Below are 15402 nucleotides of genomic sequence, written 5' to 3'. Positions count from 1 at the left end.
TTGTGGTTATGTCCACTATTGCTGACCGAGGTAACGGTGCAACTAAAGGACAGTGAATTTCCAGTGAATGGGTAGACTGTCAAGACATGACTGATTCGACCATCCATGCATCCGATATCCAGCAGGCGCAGGCGCGGATTAGCTCGGAAATCGCCCCGACTCCGCTGCAATACTGTGCCCGGCTGTCGGCCGAGACGGGCTGCGAGGTCTATCTCAAGCGCGAGGATCTGCAGGACGTGCGCTCCTATAAGATTCGCGGCGCGTTAAACGGTATGTCGAATGTTCCCCAGGAAGAGCGCGGCCGGGGAATCGTTACGGCCTCGGCCGGCAATCATGCGCAGGGCGTGGCCTATGCCTGCCGCACGATGGGCATTGCCGGCAAGATTTTCGTGCCGGAGCCCACGCCGATGCAAAAGCGCGACCGCATCCTGGTCCATGGCGGCGACCAGGTGGAATTGGTAGTGGTAGGCGCCAATTTCGACGAGGCAGCCGCGGCCGCGCATGCCGACGCCGCCGAGCGCGACGCCACCTTCATCGAGCCCTTCGACGCCCGCGATACAATCACCGGGCAAGGCACGGTCGCGGCGGAGGTTCTGGCGCAGCTTTCGGCCAAGGGCAAGTCGCTCGACACCATCGTCGTTCCGGTGGGAGGTGGCGGCCTGATTTCTGGCATCACCTCCTACGTGGCGGATATGGCGCCGCAGACTCGGGTGGTGGGTATGGAGCCGGAGGGGGCGGCGTCGCTAAGAGCGGCGTTTGATCACGGCGGCCCGGTCACGCTGGAAGAGGTAGACCCCTTCGTGGATGGCGCGGCCGTCAAGCGCCTAGGCGTGCTGCCCTATGAGATTTTGGCAGCCAATCGCGAGCGCCTGAGCTTCGACACCGTGTCCGAGGGCGCGGTGTGCACGGACCTGCTCAACCTGTATCAAAATGAGGGCATCATTGCGGAGCCGGCCGGTGCGCTGTCGGTGGCGGGCCTGCACCAATTGGACCTGGAGCCAGGCTCGACGGTGGTGTGCGTAATTTCCGGCGGCAATAACGATGTACTGCGCTACGCCGAAATCATGGAACGCTCCCTGGTCCACCGCGGCCTGAAGCATTATTTCTTGGTGAATTTCCCGCAGGAGCCGGGCCAGTTGCGCCACTTCTTGCACGAGATTCTGGGCCCGACCGATGACATCACGCTCTTTGAATATCTCAAGCGCAATAACCGAGAGACGGGCGCTGCGCTGGTGGGCCTGCAGCTTAGCCGTGCCGAGGATCTCGAGGGCCTGCTAGAGCGCATGGGAGAATCCAAGATTTCGGTGCAGTACCTCAAGCCCGGCACCCCCGAGTACGAATTCCTCGTGGCCTAATGAAGGATTCTTATCGTCGCCCAGTGGGCCAGGTTGAACACGAAATTGAGATTAAGCGTTCTCGGTTCATTACCTTGATCGGTCGCGTTACCAATGAGGAAGAGGCCCGCGCGTTTATCGACGCCGCCCGCAGCCGCTTTCCCGACGCCCGCCACCATTGCTCCGCCTACGTCTATCACGTTGATGGTGCGAACCCGGTGGAGCGCTCTTCCGATGACGGCGAGCCCTCCGGTACGGCCGGAAAGCCGATGTTGGACGTGGTGAAGGGCTCCGGCATGCTCGATGTGTGCGCGGTGGTCGTGCGCTACTTCGGCGGCATCAAGTTGGGCGCTGGCGGGTTAGTGCACGCCTATGGCGGCGCGGTGAGCGAGGCCATGGAGAAGGTGAGCGCAGTAACTAGGGCGCGCCGGGAGCTTTATGCGGTGGAGTGCCCGCATGCGACGGCCGGGCGGGTAGAGGCGGACCTGCGCGGGCGCGGCTATGAGATAACCGATACCGCCTATGCGGCCGCGGTAACCTTTACGCTGGCCGTGCGCCCAGGCGGGCTGGACGAGCTGGAAGCTACGCTCGCAGCGATCTCGCAGGGCCAGCTCGAAGCGGCAGAGGCCGGCAGCGCCTGGGTTGAGGTAGGATCCTGACCATGACTATGCAGCAACGACCGAATAACCCCATTGCGCAGCGCAAGCAGCAGGTGCGCAAGCACTCCCGCAACGCCGTCGTATGCGTGGCCGGCGGCCTCGGTGTGGGCGTAGTGCTCGGCGTGCTTTCGGCTAACTTCTGGGCCTGGATGCTACTGGGGGCCATCGTCGCCGTCGCAGGTGGCGGCTATAACTGGCTGAAGATCCAGAAAATCGTCAACGAGAACCACAACCAGTACTAGATGCCGGCACCGCAACCTAGCGGCCGCCCCGTCAGGATCGATGCCTGGGTGTGGGCCGTTCGCATGTTTAAAACCCGGTCCGCGGCCGCGACGGCCGTGCGCGCCGGGCACGTGAAGATAAACGGCGAGGCCGTCAAGCCTTCCCAACAGGTGGTGCCGGGCGACCGCGTGCGCGTGTGGCGCAACCACCATGAGCATGACCTCGAGGTTTTAGCGACCGTCGCTAAGCGCGTCGGCGCGCCCGTCGCGCGTACCTGCTATACGGACCACGCGCCACCGCCGCCGCCCAAGGAGTTTCTGCCGTCGGTTCCCGTGCGCCCGCGCGGTGCCGGTCGGCCGACGAAGAAGGAGCGCCGCGATATGGAGAAATTCCGCGGCGGTTTCCGGTAAGTCGCCGAAATTACCGCGCGGCTAGTGGGCGGCGCGCAGGGCTTTCAGGCGCGCAGTAAGCCGCCGCTTGCGGCCTGGGCGGTCGCCGGATTCGGCGGTGGCCTCGATGTGTTGCTTGCCAAACTTGTTGAGCAGCAGGTCGTCGATAAGCCGCACCTGGCCGGGGCGGAAACGGTAGCGCATGGCGTCGTGGACGTGGGCAATGGCGGTGTCATCCAGCAACTGCTCAAGCTGGCCTAGGTGGCGCACGCCGTTCTGTTCCAGGAGCTCCGCCAAGAAGCGGTAGTGCTCCGAGCGCGAGAGCGGGAAGCGGTTACCCAAAATGATGGCGAGCACGCCCGGCAGGGTCTCGGCGGTAAGCTCGACGTCCTTGTCGGTTTCTGTATCGGGGGCCTTGAGGGCGGCGATCTCATCGAATTGCTGGTCGGCGAGCTCGATAAGCCCCGCGGCCAAGGTAAAGAGGCGATCTACCTCCGGCGAGGGCGGGTTCGGTCCCTGCTTATAGCGGATATCGTGCTCAAATTCCGCCCATGCGTGCTGCAGGACGGTGCGTATCTGTACCTCGAAGGTCCAGCCCACGTAGCTTGCGAGTTCTTCCATCGCGGCGGCGCTATCCTCGGTCACGGTGAGCACCAAGTGGTGGGAGCCATAGCCGAATCCGCCAGAGATGCGAGTTTCGGCCGCCTTGTCTACGGAACGCTCCACGTGGAAAGACTCCCCAAAGACGTTGAGCGCTTGCGGGATGGCGGTGGAGTGATACAACGTCACGCGCACGCCCATCACATCGTGGATCTCCTGCCAGGGCTGGGGATAGACAAAATCGCCGTTCTCGCGGCGCTTCTTGGCCTTCGCCTTCAGCGAGGGCCAGGTCTTTACGCGGGTAGAGACGCGGTCAAAGATGATGCCGGCGTCATTGAGGAGGTCCTCGATGGCGGTGCGGAAGTCCACCGCGGCGGTGGGGTGGCTGCGCGCCCAGTCGTGGTACTGGTTGCTCAGCCGCGACATCCTACTTTCCGGCATAGTGCTCCTTTCATAACTCCCGCGGGAATCCGTTAGACCATACTAGCGGGCGTGGGTGGAGCACGGTGCGATGGCGGGGCACGCGCGCGACGGCATCGGCGGCCAGCTGGCGGGCATAGGTGTCCGGCAGGTGGGCAAAGGCAAAGAGCGTGGCGGAGTCCGGAACTAGGTAGGTCAGGGAGTGCGATCGCAGGAGCCGGCGCATGTGCTTGTCCAACACGGTAAAGGTCTCTGGGTGGGCAATCCAGGAGGAAATCGGTGCGCCGTGGGAGCGCACCTGCAAGCCACCGAAACGAGCGGCGGAAGGCAGCTCGCAGGCGGCAGGCCGGGTCCAAAAACGCAACCCTTGCGAATCGAGGGCGGCGCGCTGCAGATTATGCGAGGCGTGGTTCCATGCGCGGCGCGTGGAGATGTCCATGTCTGCGAGGCCGCGGTGACTCAGCCGGCGAAAGGTCTGCTTGCCGGGAAAGACCAGCGCCATGGACAGGCTGGGGGAGAGCTGGATGGTGGCGAGGGAGTCGCAAAAGCCGTCGTCGGAAAGCCGCTGTTCTTTCAGCCAGGAACGAGCAAAGAGAGCAGGCAGCAGGTTTGCGGTGGTGGGGCGAGGCGGGCGCAGGGCGACGGTCACGGCGGGTTCTCCAGTGTGGCGGTAGGGGTGGTCGCCTTAATTGGACTGGAGAAACCGCCGTTTGGTTCCCCGGGCGGACCTAGAAGGGTGGCTCGGCGTCGAGCTGCAGCTCAGCAAAGAGCTTATCGGCCGGCCAGATGTCGATTTCTTGGCCCTTGGCCTGCAGCTCCTCCGCGCGCTTTTCCTTGGAGGTCTTCTTGGCCCATTCGCCCACGATGAGCAGGGTGGACTTTTTGGTGACGTTCTTTGCCACTTGGCCACCGCGCTCGGCGATGCCCTGCCACAGCACGCCCTTGTCATAGGGCTCGAAATCACCGGTGAGGGTGACATGCTGGCCGTAGAGTGCGCCCTCCGGGTCGGCGTCGGGGTTGGGCTCCGGGATTGTGTCCGGGGTGGCGACGGACTGCCACGGGGCGGGCCCGCTGGACTTTTTCTTGGCACCGGCTGCGCGGGTTTGGTCGCGGAAGTCGGTCCCAGCGCCGAGGTCCGCGCCGGAGGTGGGGGCCGTGTGGGCACGCAGGACGGGCAGGATGGCCTCGGAATCAAGGCGGCCCAAGGTGAATTCGCGGGCGGTGAATAGATCGCGGATGCTGCCGGTGTGCCCGAAGCGCTCGGCCAAACGGGCGATGATTTCGCCGGCCGCACGAGCATCCTCGGTGGCGTCGTGGTGGCTGAAGTCCGGCGCAGACAGGTGGGCGGCGACGGTGGGCAGCTTGTGGTTGCGCACCGAAATAACCTTGGCCTTGGAGGCATCGCGGGACAGCGCGAGGGAGCAGGCCAGCGGCACGGTGGGCACCTCGGCACCGGCAGTAAGCAGGCCGGAGCGCAGTGCGGTGGAATCGAACTGGGCGTTGTGGGCGACAAGCACGTCGCCGCCGAGGAAATCGAAGAGCTCCTTGGCGACGTCGGCAAAAGCCGGCGCTCCTTTCACATCGTCCGCGGTAATGCCGTGGATGGAGACGTTGATATCGGCAAAGTGCTCTAGGCCTGGTGGAGGGGTGCACAGCCAGGACCGGGAGTCGGTCTCCTGGCCGTCGCGGAAGCGTACCGCACCGATTTGGCAGATCGAGCCCCAGTTGTCATTGGCCGTTTCCACGTCCACGGCGGTGAAATCGAGGCCGGGGATGGTGGCGGCGGAGGAGGGGGCCTCGCCGCGCTGTGCGGCGGAAATGGCGCGGGCGACTGCCTGCGGGTCTTGGTGCGGGGCGAAGGCGATAGTGCCGGCGGCGCCCAACTCGAGGGCGCCGAAGCCGGTGGCGGTCGGTTCACTCACGCGCACGGTGTCGATGGACTCAAGCGGGATATCCTGCGTGGCGGGGGCGCCGAGGCTGGTAGCCAGCAGGGTGCGGTGGAGCACGAGTTTATCCGCTGTGACATCGATGAGTACGCCGTGCGCGGGAAATGACACGAGGGGCCTTTCTCTAGGAATCGAAGATGGGCGGTTCAATCTGACGCAGAATCAGCGTTGAACGCGGCTGCACCGTGATCGTACCCTCTGCCTCAATGAGGGTTTCCTCCGCGGGGTAGCCGCCGGAATCGGCGGTATCGACCATCAGCCGCCACGTAGCGCCGAGATCCTTGGTGGGCAGGGTGAACTCGATTTCGCCGTCGTGGGAGTTGAAAATCATGATGAAGGAATCATCGGTGATGCGCTCGCCGCGGGCGGTGGTTTCCGTAATCGCATTGCCATTGAGGTAGACCATGAGGGCGCGGCCGAAGTCGTGGTCCCAGTCGTCTTGGGTCATCAGGCGGCCCGAAGGAACCAGCCAGGCGATATCGCGTTCCTTGACGTCCGCGCCGAGTGGGCCGCCGGCGAGGAAACGCTTGCGGCGGAAGACGGGGTGGTGGTTGCGGATGGCCAGGACGCGCTTGGTAAAGCCCAGCATCGCGGCGGATTTTTCTTCCTTCAGCATGGACCAGTCCATCCATGACAGCTCGTTGTCCTGGCAGTAGACGTTATTATTTCCATCCTGCGTGCGGCCGAATTCATCGCCATGCGAGAGCATAGGAGTGCCCTGGGAAAGCAGGAGAGTGGTCAGGAAGTTGCGGGCCTGACGGCGGCGCAGCTTGCGGATATCGTCGTTATCGGTGGGGCCTTCCTCGCCACAGTTCCAGGAGCGGTTGAAAGATTCGCCGTCGCGGTTGTCCTCGCCATTGGCCTCGTTGTGCTTGTCGTTATAGGACACAAGATCGCGCAAGGTAAACCCATCGTGAGCGGTGATGAAGTTGATGGAGGCGGTGGGGCGGCGGTCATTATCGGCATAGAGGTCCGAAGAGCCGGTCAGGCGGGAGGCGAATTCACCTAGGGTAGCGGGCTCGCCGCGCCAGAAATCGCGCACGGTATCGCGGTACTTGCCGTTCCATTCGCTCCAAATCGGCGGGAAGTTGCCCACCTGGTAGCCATCGTGGCCAATGTCCCACGGCTCGGCGATGAGCTTAACCTGGCTGACAATGGGGTCTTGCTGGACTAGGTCGAAGAAGGTAGCGAGCTTATCGACGTCGTCAAGCTCCCGCGCCAAGGTCGCAGCCAAGTCGAAGCGGAAGCCATCGACGCGCATCTCCGTAACCCAGTAGCGCAGCGAATCCATAATCAGCTGCAGCGAGTGCGGGTGGCGGACATTGAGGGAATTGCCGGTGCCGGTGTAATCCATGTAATGGGCCTCATCGCCCTCGACGAGGCGATAGTAGGCGCCATTGTCGATGCCGCGGAAAGCAATGGTCGGGCCCATGTGATTGCCCTCGGCGGTGTGGTTATAAACCACGTCGAGGATGACCTCGATGCCGGCCTCGTGGAAGGCGCGAACCATGGACTTGAACTCGGAGACCACCTCGCCCGGCTTCTTGGCAAAGGCATAGTCATGGTGTGGGGCGAAAAAACCGAAGGTGTTATAGCCCCAGTAGTTGCGCAGCCCCAGGTTGCGCAGGCGATCGTCCTGCAGGAATTGGTGGACGGGCATGAGTTCAACGGTGGTAACGCCAAGCTCTTTGAAGTAGTCAATGACGGCAGGGTGGGCCATGCCGGCATACGTGCCGCGGAGCTCTTCCGGCACGTCCGGGTGGGTCATGGTCATACCCTTGACATGGGTTTCGTAGATGACCTTTTCGTTATCGGGAATATGGGGGCGGTGGTCGCTGCGCCAATCAAAGAAGGGGTTAATGACCACCGACAGCATGGTGTGGCCCAGCGAGTCTTCTTCGTTGCGGCCGGTGCCGGGTTCCTCGGCATGGATGTCATAGGAGTAAAGGGAGGCATCGCCGTCGAATTCGCCGTCGAACGCCCTGGCATAGGGGTCTACAAGGAGCTTGGAAGGGTCGCAGCGCAGGCCGTTTTCTGGTTCATAGGGGCCATAGACGCGGTAGCCATAGCGCTGGCCAGGGGTGACATTGGGGAGGTAAATATGCCACACATGGGCGGTGACCTCCGACATTTCGATGCGTTCCTCGTTGCCTTCTTTGTCGATGAGGCAGAGCTCGATTTTGTCTGCTACCTCGGAAAACAGGGCAAAGTTGGTGCCGGATCCATCAAAGGTGGATCCCAGTGGGGTGGGTTTGCCGGGCCAGATTTGGCGACCGTAGCTCTCGGTGGGCGTGGGGACTGCGTCCATGGCGGGAGTGTTCATGCCCACGAGCATAACCACATTTTAGTCCCCAGCGCCGTGCGCAAGTCCGGCGTTAATAATGCGTACGCCGCGTATGAGGTCTGCGCGATAATCTGCGGCCGGCGACTCACCGGTGGTTTCTGCAAGCTGGCGTTGGGACTGTTCCATCAAGGTGGCGCCGAGCACGAGGTGAATAGCAGACAGTGCGGCGGCGCGGTGGGCGCTGTCGGCGGCGGGCGTGCTGTGAGCGGCTGCAGCGGTGAAGGCCGCCAAGAGGTGATCCCAGGCAGGGGCCTGTGGGAGGGAGAGGCCGGCAATGACTACCTCGGCGCCGTCACGGCGGGCGAGCAGTAAATCACGAAGATTGAGGCTGATAGCCTCGAGCGACTCCCCAGAAACGGGGGAGATAATCTCCTCCGCTAGGGCTGCAATGAGCGCCTGTTTATTGGCAATATGCCAGTAGAGCGCGCCGGGGGCGACGCCGAGGGAGGAAGCAACGCGACGCATGGTGACGTCGCCAAGCCCGTAGGCATCAAGCAGGGAAAGAGCGGCGTCGATAATACTCTCGCGGTTTATGTGCACCTTGGCAATTGTACGGACTTGGCCGGGCGGGACGGTAGTTCACAGGTTCTTTTAACGGAGTCTCAATGTCATTTCCATCGTCGGGTTGTTAGTATTGCGAAGACAAATAAGAGGCCGCCCTTGGGGCGGCTTCACACTCGCAAGATTGATTCAGGAGCTTTCCCTTGTCCTTTTTGACCCCTGCAAAGAAGTCCCTCATCGCGGTTGCGCTGGTCACCCCGCTGGCGCTGGCTGCGTGTGGTTCGGATGACAATGACGACTCCAAGAAGGCTGCCGCCACCACGGCGTCCAAGTCTTCTGAGGATAAGTCTGCAGATAAGTCCGAGGGCAAAGATGCCGATAAGTCCAAGGATAAGGATAAGGACAAGGACAAAGACAAAGAAAAGGATCAGAATAAGGACGGCGAAAAGAAGGACGCCGCTGCGGGTGCAGAAGGCCAAGAAGGCGAGGACGGCGCTGGCGAGGGGCCCGATCAGCTGGCTAACCCGCTGAACAATGGTGAGGATCCTTTCGCTGGAGCGAAGGATATCAAGCCGATCGAAGGCGGCCAGGCCGCTAATGATGGCGATAAGCAGGCCATCGAGCAGCTGGTTCGCGGCCAGCACGAGATCGATAACGTGAAGGAATACTTCAACTACATGCCGCAGCACGCCTGCCAGGCAGTCCGCGATGAGCAGTCCCAGGAGTTCGGCCAGTACCAGCAGTACGTCGATAGCCTGCCGAACCAGTCCTTTGCTGAGTACGCCAACACCATGCGCCAGCAGGGCGGTGGCAACCCCGAGGTAGAGAAGTTCGCTGGCCAGCTGGAGTCCATCCCGCAGTCGACCAAGCTGCAGTCCGTCAACGACGTTGTGGTCAATGGCGACGATGCTTCTGCAACCGTGAGCGTATCCAACTCTGAGGGCACCGAGACCTCTACGGTTCGTTTCCGCCGCGAGAACGGCAACTGGACCTTCTGTAACTAAGTTGTCATTGTTAAAACTCCGGTTACCCCGCACCCTAGGTTTTGGTGCGGGGTTACTCGCGTGTGCGCTCCTGGTGTATGGCGTGGCCGGTGCGCTGTGGGGGCTTTTCCGGCCGACACTTACCGGCCATGAGGTGGATGACGGCGGCTATGCCATCGATGCGATGGGAAACGCCCAGTTCATCGCCTTTATCACCTTTGCCCTCATTACCGGCCTGCTTGGTTTGTTCTTGGGGTTGGGCGCGTATCTGCGCCGGCAGGGGCGGGGCTTGTCGATGCTCCTGTGGGTCGGCGTATGTGCCCTGGCCGGGGCGGCGTCGTTTTATGTCTTTGGCGGGGTCACTGCCACGCATCCGCCAGAAAACCCAGGGGAAGTCGTTGAGTTCGCGCCAAATTTCTCCCCGGCCATCTCGTGGGCGGTCGCGCCCTTTATGGCGATGTTTGCCTATTGGTCCACGGCCTTTGTGAGTGCCGATGAAGATTGGTAATCCGCGCGTCTAGGGCCATTCGACGGGGGAGGCGCCGGTTACTTCGTGCGCAATGTCATCGATGCCGTGCAGAATGTGCTTGAGCCCGCGGCCGATGGCGCTAAATAGTTGCGGCCGGGTAAGTCCCGCGGCGGTAATGGTGGCGGCATCCATCCGCACCTGCAGGCCCTCGGAGGTGTGGTGGCAAAATGCCACGGCGCCGTGGTGGGCGCGATTCCAGTCATTGCAAATGAGGAATAGCCGGGTAAATTCCGCCTCGTCCAGGCTGGGGTCCCAATGCCCTTTGAGAATGAGGCTGGGCCCGTTGTCCAGTGCGAAGGCGAAAAGGACGTCATTGACCCAGGCGTAGATGGCGGTGGCGCCGTCGCTTTGGAAGCGTTGGATGCCGATAAGCGGCAGGATCTCGGCCACGCTATCGAGGGTGAAGGGTTCTAAGGGGGCGTCGGCAAGCGGGGCAAGCTCCGGTGAGGCTTCGCGCACGAGGCCGGGGTGCGACTGAGCGAGCAGATCCATGAGGACCTCCGCGTTGCGCAGCGCCGGTAGGAGGAATGCCGCGAGCTGTTCGCGGCTGGGGGAGGTGTCGGCCGGCAGATAACTATGGCCAGACACGCTCACGCAGTCGGGCTGGTCATAATCAACCACGACGGCCGGGGAGAGGCAATCGTGATTCCACTCGTTGGCCAAGTGCGCGAGCTCAGAGATCTCGCTGAGATCGACGCCGCCGCGGGGGCTGGTGTGCAGGTGGAGCACCGGTTCTTCCAGCTGGTCTACAAAAATGAAAGTGGAGCCACCGGCCGCATGCGGCACGAGTAGCTCGCCAGTGGGCAGGGTCCAGCAGGAAACATCATTATCGCGGGCGATGGTGCAGGCATGCGCGAGCAGAAGAGAGGGTTCAATCTCGCTCATCGCTGCCACCACCTTAAAGCTGTGTTGACATCGAGTCTATAGCCCAAACCGGCCCCCTCGCTGGCGTTTGGCCATTAGGATATTGGTTTAATAACAGAAATCCGATTGGCAAAAAGGGGATCCGGGAATGCTCCGCACCATCGATTTGCGTGGCCACGAGCTGCGCCCCGCCCAGCTGCGGCGAGTTTTGCCGCGCGGTGGCACCGACGTCGCCGCCGTGGTGGACAAGGTGGCGCCGCTGGTTCATCGAGTACGTCACGAAGGCGCGGCGGCGGCCTTGGACTATGGCGAGCAATTCGATGGCGTGCGTCCAGCCCATCTGCGGGTGCCCCAAGCGGAGTTGGAGAAGGCCGCTTCCGGTCTAGACCCGCAGGTGCGCCAAGCGATTGAGGCCTCCATCGAGAGGGTTCGCAAGGTTCACGCCGAGCAAAAGCCGGCCGCGCACACCACCGAGCTGGCACCAGGTGCCACGGTGACCGAGGTCTTTCGCCCCATCGAGCGCGTTGGGCTATATGTGCCGGGAGGCAAGGCGGTCTATCCGTCCTCGGTGATTATGAACGCCGTGCCAGCACAGGCGGCCGGCTCGGAAAGCTTAGTGGTAGCCTCGCCGCCACAAAAGGAATTCGGCGGTCTGCCGCACCCCACGGTGCTGGCCGTGTGCCAGATGCTGGGCGTGGACGAGGTCTGGGCGGTAGGAGGCGGCCAAGCCATCGCGCTGATGGCCTACGGCGATGATGACGCCGAACTAGCCCCGGTGGACATGATTACCGGTCCTGGAAATATCTTCGTCACCGCAGCCAAGAGGTTGGTGCGCGGCGTGGTGGGCACTGATGCCGAGGCCGGGCCGACCGAAATCGCCATTATCGCTGATGACACCGCGAATCCGGTGTATGTGGCCTATGACCTCATCTCCCAGGCCGAGCATGATCCGATGGCCGCGAGTGTGCTCATTACGGCATCGCCAAGCCTGGCTCAGCGTGTGAAAACAGAGGTAGAGGCGCGCTACGGCGCCACCGCTCATGCGCAGCGGGCGGCCGAAGCTCTAGGCGGTGAGCAATCCGGAATTGTGTTGATCGATTCCCTGGACGCAGCGGTGGCGGTGGCCAATGCCTATGCCGCTGAGCACCTGGAAATCCACACCGCAGAGCCCGGCGCGGTGGCCGAGCGGATTAAGCACGCCGGTGCCATCTTTGTAGGGGACTTTGCTCCAGTGCCGCTCGGAGATTACGCGGCCGGCTCCAATCACGTATTGCCCACCTCCGGTACGGCGCGCTTTTCTGCCGGCCTCTCTACCCATACCTTTCTGCGGCCGGTCAACCTTATTGAGTATGACCGAGCTGCGTTGGAAGAGATTGCCCCGCACGTCATCGCCTTTGCGGAGGCCGAAGGGCTGCCCGCCCACAGCGAGGCTATCCGCGCCCGATTCGAGGAGAAGTAAATGACGCACCTTAATGATCTTCCCCTGCGCGAGGAGCTGCGCGGCAAGTCTGCCTATGGGGCGCCGCAACTCCACGTGGCCTACCAGCTCAATACCAACGAAAATCCCTATCCTCCCTCGCAGGCACTAGTGGATGACCTGGTGGCGGAGACCCGGCGCCTTGCCACCACACTCAATCGCTATCCGGAGCGCGATGCGGTGGAGCTGCGCCAGGCCCTGGCGGACTACGTTTCTGGACAAACCGGGGTGCGCGTGGGCTCTGAACAGGTATGGGCGGCCAATGGCTCGAATGAGATTCTGCAGCAGCTGTTGCAGGCATTCGGCGGTCCAGGCCGCAGCGTGCTCGGTTTCACCCCGTCTTATTCCATGCACCCTATCCTCGCGGACGGCACCCATACGCAGTTTGTGGAATGCCCGCGCGATGAGAATTTCCGCATTGATATGGACCGGGCGCTCGCAGCCGTGGCGCAGCACCAGCCGGATATCATCTTTGTGACTACGCCAAATAACCCCACCGGCGGGGTGACCAGCGTGGACGATATTGCCGCGCTTGCCGACGCCGCCCCGGGCATCCTCATCGTCGATGAAGCTTATGGCGAATTTTCTTCCTCGCCTTCTGCGGTGACGCTGCTGGATAAATACCCCACGAAGCTGGTGGTCTCGCGCACCATGTCTAAGGCCTTCGATTTTGCCGGCGGCCGCCTCGGGTATTTCGTGGCGGACCCGGCCTTTGTGGAGGCCGTAATGCTGGTGCGCTTGCCGTATCACCTGTCCGTGCTTTCCCAAGCTGCGGCGACGGTGGCGCTGCGCCATAGCGCGGATACGCTCGCCACCGTGGAAAAGATCGCCGTCGAACGCGAGCGGGTGGCCGCTCGCTTGCGCGAACTGGGCTATACCGTCCTGCCGAGCGAATCCAACTTCCTCTTCTTCGGGTGCTTTGCTGACCAACACCGCGTGTGGCAGCAGTTCTTGGATAAGGAAGTGCTCATCCGCGATGTTGGCATCGCAGGCTACCTGCGCATGACGGTGGGGCTGCCAGAAGAAAATTCGGCCTTTTTGGCTGTGGCAGAGGACCTTGCGGATACAGTAGTGGCTGATTCCCCGGCCGCAGGTAAAAGGAGCGAAGCATGAGCAACCGCGTAGGGCGCGCCCAGCGGGCGACGTCGGAATCGCAGATTTCTGTGGTCATCGACCTCGATGGCACGGGGCGTAGCGATATTGCTACTGGCCTGCCTTTCTTTGACCACATGCTCACGGCCTTTGCTACTCATGGCAGCTTTGATCTCACCGTGCAGGCTGAGGGCGATGTGGAGGTAGATGCCCACCACACTGTGGAAGATACCGCCATCGTGCTCGGCACCGCGCTGCGTGAGGCGGTGGGGGATAAGGCCGGCATTCGCCGCTTTGGCTCCCAGCTTTTGCCCATGGATGAGGCCTTGGTGGAAGCGGTTGCAGATTTTTCTGGTCGCGCCTATTTCGTCATGAACGGCGAACCAGAGCACCTGCAGTGGCAGACCATCGGTGGGCATTACGCCACCGTGATCAACCGCCACTTCTTTGAAACGCTCGCCACCCACGCTGCGGTAACGCTCCACCTCAACGTGCGCTATGGGCGCGATCCGCACCACATTACGGAAGCGGAGTTTAAGGCCGTCGCGCGTGCGCTGCGCGGTGCGGTGGAATTCGACCCCCGCCAGACTGGAATTCCATCGACGAAGGGAGCACTCTAGAACGCATGCACTTTATGATCTTGGTCCTCTTCCTCGTAGCTGGCATGCTGGTGGGAGGCGCATGGTCTGCCTACCAACAGGGGTCGAAGGCAATGACAGTAGTAGCCTCTCTTTTGGCCGCAATCACCGTGGTAGCAGCAATCTCGTGGATGGTAGGAGCGTTTGGTAAATGAGCAATACCCAAGAAACTAATATCTGGAAGGTTCCGGGCTATACCGCGACCATGTTGGCCATCGCCGCGGCCTTCGGTGCGTGGTCCATCCTCCTTCCAGTGGTGCCGCTAGCGGTCATTGACTCCGGCGGCTCAGCTACCTTGGCGGGCTCATCCACGGGCATCTTCATGGCCTTTACCGTGCTGACCCAGATCATCTCTCCGTGGCTCCTGCGCCGGTGGGGCTACCGCCGCGTGATGGCGCTGTCCGCTTTTACCCTGGGTGTACCTGCCTTTGGCCACCTCTTGGGTACTGATGCTTGGGTTGTCCTGCTCTTTTCCGCTCTGCGCGGCGTGGGCTTTGGCGCGCTGACCGTTTCTGAGTCCGCGCTTATTGCGGAACTGGCGCCCGTACGCTTGCTGGGCAAGGCTACCGGCATGATTGGTGTCTTTACCGGCCTGGGCCAAATGGTCTTTTTGCCCCTGGGATTGATCATGGCGGAAAAGCTGGGTTATGCCTCGACGTATATCACCGCCGGCATCATTGGCTTTGTGGGCTTTGGCCTGTGCCTGCGCATTCCCAAGATTAAGGTCACGCTCGCCTCCGATACTGAAGAGGAGCCGAACCTTATCCGCGTTCCTACGTGGAAGCTAGTGCTCGTTCCTGCGCTGGCGCTAACGACATTTTCAATGAGCTATGGCGCCGTGTCATCCTTCCTGCCGCCCGCGGTACAAGAACTTGATGCCGAGCGCGGCGCCAGCTTGGCCGGTATCATGCTGTCCATCGTGGGCGGCGCCGCCATGATTTTCCGCTACTTTGCCGGCATGGTGGCAGACCGCGTAGGCACCCCAGGCCGTCTGTATATCCCCAGTCAGATCATGGCCATCGTGGGCGTGCTCGCCATCGCCGTCCCGCTGTACCTCGACGGTTCCGTGTGGTGGCTCGTGCTGGGTGCCTTCCTCTTCGGTGGTGCCTTCGGTATTGCGCAAAATGAGGCCCTGCTGTCGATGTTTGACCGCCTGCCGCGCGAGCGCGTCTCGGAGGCTTCGGCCATCTGGAATATTTTCTATGATGGCGGCACTGGCTTGGGCTCGACCCTCTTGGGCGCCTTGGTCGCCGGCTACGGCTATGCAGGGGCTTTTGGCGCCGGCGTGGTCATCCTCGTCGCCGGCGTTGTGATGACGCTGGCAGATTTTATCCTTGGGCGCACCCGCGTGAGCGAAACCAACGATATCCGGACGCGACTGCGTCGCATGCGTAAGGTATAGCC

The 15402-nt window shown here is 62.2% G+C and carries 17 protein-coding genes; 11 read left to right on the top strand and 6 right to left on the bottom strand.

The window, feature by feature from the left end; genetic code table 11:
• Positions 1-86 precede the first annotated feature (86 nt).
• From ilvA to BJ985_RS04280, 4 genes are read left to right on the top strand one after another with little or no spacing between them, the layout of a single operon-like run.
• A complete protein-coding gene (gene ilvA / locus BJ985_RS04295; RefSeq protein WP_179386701.1) occupies positions 87-1355 on the top strand; it encodes a threonine ammonia-lyase IlvA in 1269 nt (422 codons plus the stop codon).
• Positions 1355-1993: a YigZ family protein gene (locus BJ985_RS04290; protein WP_179386700.1), complete on the top strand. Its 639-nt coding sequence runs from the start codon at positions 1355-1357 to the stop codon at positions 1991-1993. Before ilvA ends, BJ985_RS04290 begins: the two co-directional genes overlap by 1 nt.
• A 2-nt stretch (positions 1994-1995) precedes the next feature.
• Positions 1996-2235, top strand: a complete 240-nt coding sequence (locus tag BJ985_RS04285) for a hypothetical protein (RefSeq protein ID WP_179386699.1) — start codon at positions 1996-1998, stop codon at positions 2233-2235.
• Entirely contained in the window at positions 2236-2625 is a 390-nt protein-coding gene (locus tag BJ985_RS04280; protein WP_005324575.1) for an RNA-binding S4 domain-containing protein, read from the top strand. It abuts the gene before it with no gap.
• 21 nt (positions 2626-2646) lie between these two features.
• On the opposite strand, the gene BJ985_RS04275 is transcribed toward BJ985_RS04280, so the two are convergent.
• From BJ985_RS04275 to BJ985_RS04255, 5 genes are all read right to left on the bottom strand, one after another.
• Entirely contained in the window at positions 2647-3645 is a 999-nt protein-coding gene (locus BJ985_RS04275; protein WP_179386698.1) for a GTP pyrophosphokinase, read from the bottom strand.
• Positions 3646-3655: 10 nt separating this feature from the next.
• Entirely contained in the window at positions 3656-4273 is a 618-nt protein-coding gene (locus BJ985_RS04270; protein WP_005324579.1) for a hypothetical protein, read from the bottom strand.
• Between the two features lie 79 nt (positions 4274-4352).
• Positions 4353-5681, bottom strand: a complete 1329-nt coding sequence (locus BJ985_RS04265; protein WP_179386697.1) for an exonuclease domain-containing protein — start codon at positions 5679-5681, stop codon at positions 4353-4355.
• Positions 5682-5694: 13 nt separating this feature from the next.
• Positions 5695-7893, bottom strand: a complete 2199-nt coding sequence (gene glgX / locus BJ985_RS04260; RefSeq protein WP_236587098.1) for a glycogen debranching protein GlgX — start codon at positions 7891-7893, stop codon at positions 5695-5697.
• Positions 7894-7914: 21 nt separating this feature from the next.
• Positions 7915-8454, bottom strand: coding sequence for a TetR family transcriptional regulator (locus BJ985_RS04255; protein WP_005324593.1), 540 nt, complete (start codon positions 8452-8454; stop codon positions 7915-7917).
• Positions 8455-8618: 164 nt separating this feature from the next.
• Between BJ985_RS04255 and BJ985_RS04250 the strand changes: the two genes are divergently transcribed.
• On the top strand, positions 8619-9419 hold the full coding sequence (locus BJ985_RS04250; RefSeq protein WP_005324595.1) for a hypothetical protein: 801 nt from the start codon (positions 8619-8621) through the stop codon (positions 9417-9419).
• 82 nt (positions 9420-9501) lie between these two features.
• The gene (locus BJ985_RS04245) at positions 9502-9906 is read left to right on the top strand and encodes a hypothetical protein (protein WP_150850770.1); all 405 of its coding nucleotides are present in this window, start codon (positions 9502-9504) and stop codon (positions 9904-9906) included.
• 9 nt (positions 9907-9915) lie between these two features.
• On the opposite strand, the gene BJ985_RS04240 is transcribed toward BJ985_RS04245, so the two are convergent.
• On the bottom strand, positions 9916-10812 hold the full coding sequence (locus BJ985_RS04240) for a YbjN domain-containing protein (protein WP_179386696.1): 897 nt from the start codon (positions 10810-10812) through the stop codon (positions 9916-9918).
• A gap of 127 nt (positions 10813-10939) precedes the next feature.
• Between BJ985_RS04240 and hisD the strand changes: the two genes are divergently transcribed.
• Genes hisD through BJ985_RS04215 form a run of 5 tightly spaced genes read left to right on the top strand, consistent with a single transcriptional unit; the run spans position 10940 to position 15400 of the window.
• A complete protein-coding gene (gene hisD, locus BJ985_RS04235; protein ID WP_179386695.1) occupies positions 10940-12250 on the top strand; it encodes a histidinol dehydrogenase in 1311 nt (436 codons plus the stop codon).
• Positions 12251-13381, top strand: coding sequence for a histidinol-phosphate transaminase (locus BJ985_RS04230; RefSeq protein WP_179386694.1), 1131 nt, complete (start codon positions 12251-12253; stop codon positions 13379-13381). It abuts the gene before it with no gap.
• Entirely contained in the window at positions 13378-13980 is a 603-nt protein-coding gene (gene hisB, locus BJ985_RS04225) for an imidazoleglycerol-phosphate dehydratase HisB (RefSeq protein WP_179386693.1), read from the top strand. The genes BJ985_RS04230 and hisB overlap by 4 nt, the downstream gene beginning before the upstream one ends.
• A gap of 5 nt (positions 13981-13985) precedes the next feature.
• Positions 13986-14153, top strand: a complete 168-nt coding sequence (locus BJ985_RS04220; protein ID WP_005324605.1) for a CG2302 family histidine operon protein — start codon at positions 13986-13988, stop codon at positions 14151-14153.
• On the top strand, positions 14150-15400 hold the full coding sequence (locus tag BJ985_RS04215) for an MFS transporter (protein WP_179386692.1): 1251 nt from the start codon (positions 14150-14152) through the stop codon (positions 15398-15400). The genes BJ985_RS04220 and BJ985_RS04215 overlap by 4 nt, the downstream gene beginning before the upstream one ends.
• Positions 15401-15402: the final 2 nt, after the last annotated feature.

Source organism: Corynebacterium tuberculostearicum (genome assembly GCF_013408445.1).
GTDB lineage: Bacteria > Actinomycetota > Actinomycetes > Mycobacteriales > Mycobacteriaceae > Corynebacterium > Corynebacterium tuberculostearicum.
Note: the sequence above shows the minus strand (reverse complement) of the source record. Positions and strands in the feature narration are given on the sequence as shown.

What these genes read in the sequence shown, in the direction of transcription:
- BJ985_RS04215 (WP_179386692.1), top strand. Translation starts at nt 14,150, where the DNA reads ATGAGCAATACCCAAGAAACTAATATCTGGAAGGTTCCGGGCTATACC.
- BJ985_RS04220 (WP_005324605.1), top strand. Translation starts at nt 13,986, where the DNA reads ATGCACTTTATGATCTTGGTCCTCTTCCTCGTAGCTGGCATGCTGGTG.
- BJ985_RS04285 (WP_179386699.1), top strand. Translation starts at nt 1,996, where the DNA reads ATGACTATGCAGCAACGACCGAATAACCCCATTGCGCAGCGCAAGCAG.
- glgX (WP_236587098.1), bottom strand. Translation starts at nt 7,893, where the DNA reads ATGAACACTCCCGCCATGGACGCAGTCCCCACGCCCACCGAGAGCTAC.
- BJ985_RS04240 (WP_179386696.1), bottom strand. Translation starts at nt 10,812, where the DNA reads ATGAGCGAGATTGAACCCTCTCTTCTGCTCGCGCATGCCTGCACCATC.
- BJ985_RS04275 (WP_179386698.1), bottom strand. Translation starts at nt 3,645, where the DNA reads ATGCCGGAAAGTAGGATGTCGCGGCTGAGCAACCAGTACCACGACTGG.
- ilvA (WP_179386701.1), top strand. Translation starts at nt 87, where the DNA reads ATGACTGATTCGACCATCCATGCATCCGATATCCAGCAGGCGCAGGCG.
- BJ985_RS04230 (WP_179386694.1), top strand. Translation starts at nt 12,251, where the DNA reads ATGACGCACCTTAATGATCTTCCCCTGCGCGAGGAGCTGCGCGGCAAG.
- hisD (WP_179386695.1), top strand. Translation starts at nt 10,940, where the DNA reads ATGCTCCGCACCATCGATTTGCGTGGCCACGAGCTGCGCCCCGCCCAG.
- BJ985_RS04280 (WP_005324575.1), top strand. Translation starts at nt 2,236, where the DNA reads ATGCCGGCACCGCAACCTAGCGGCCGCCCCGTCAGGATCGATGCCTGG.
- hisB (WP_179386693.1), top strand. Translation starts at nt 13,378, where the DNA reads ATGAGCAACCGCGTAGGGCGCGCCCAGCGGGCGACGTCGGAATCGCAG.
- BJ985_RS04290 (WP_179386700.1), top strand. Translation starts at nt 1,355, where the DNA reads ATGAAGGATTCTTATCGTCGCCCAGTGGGCCAGGTTGAACACGAAATT.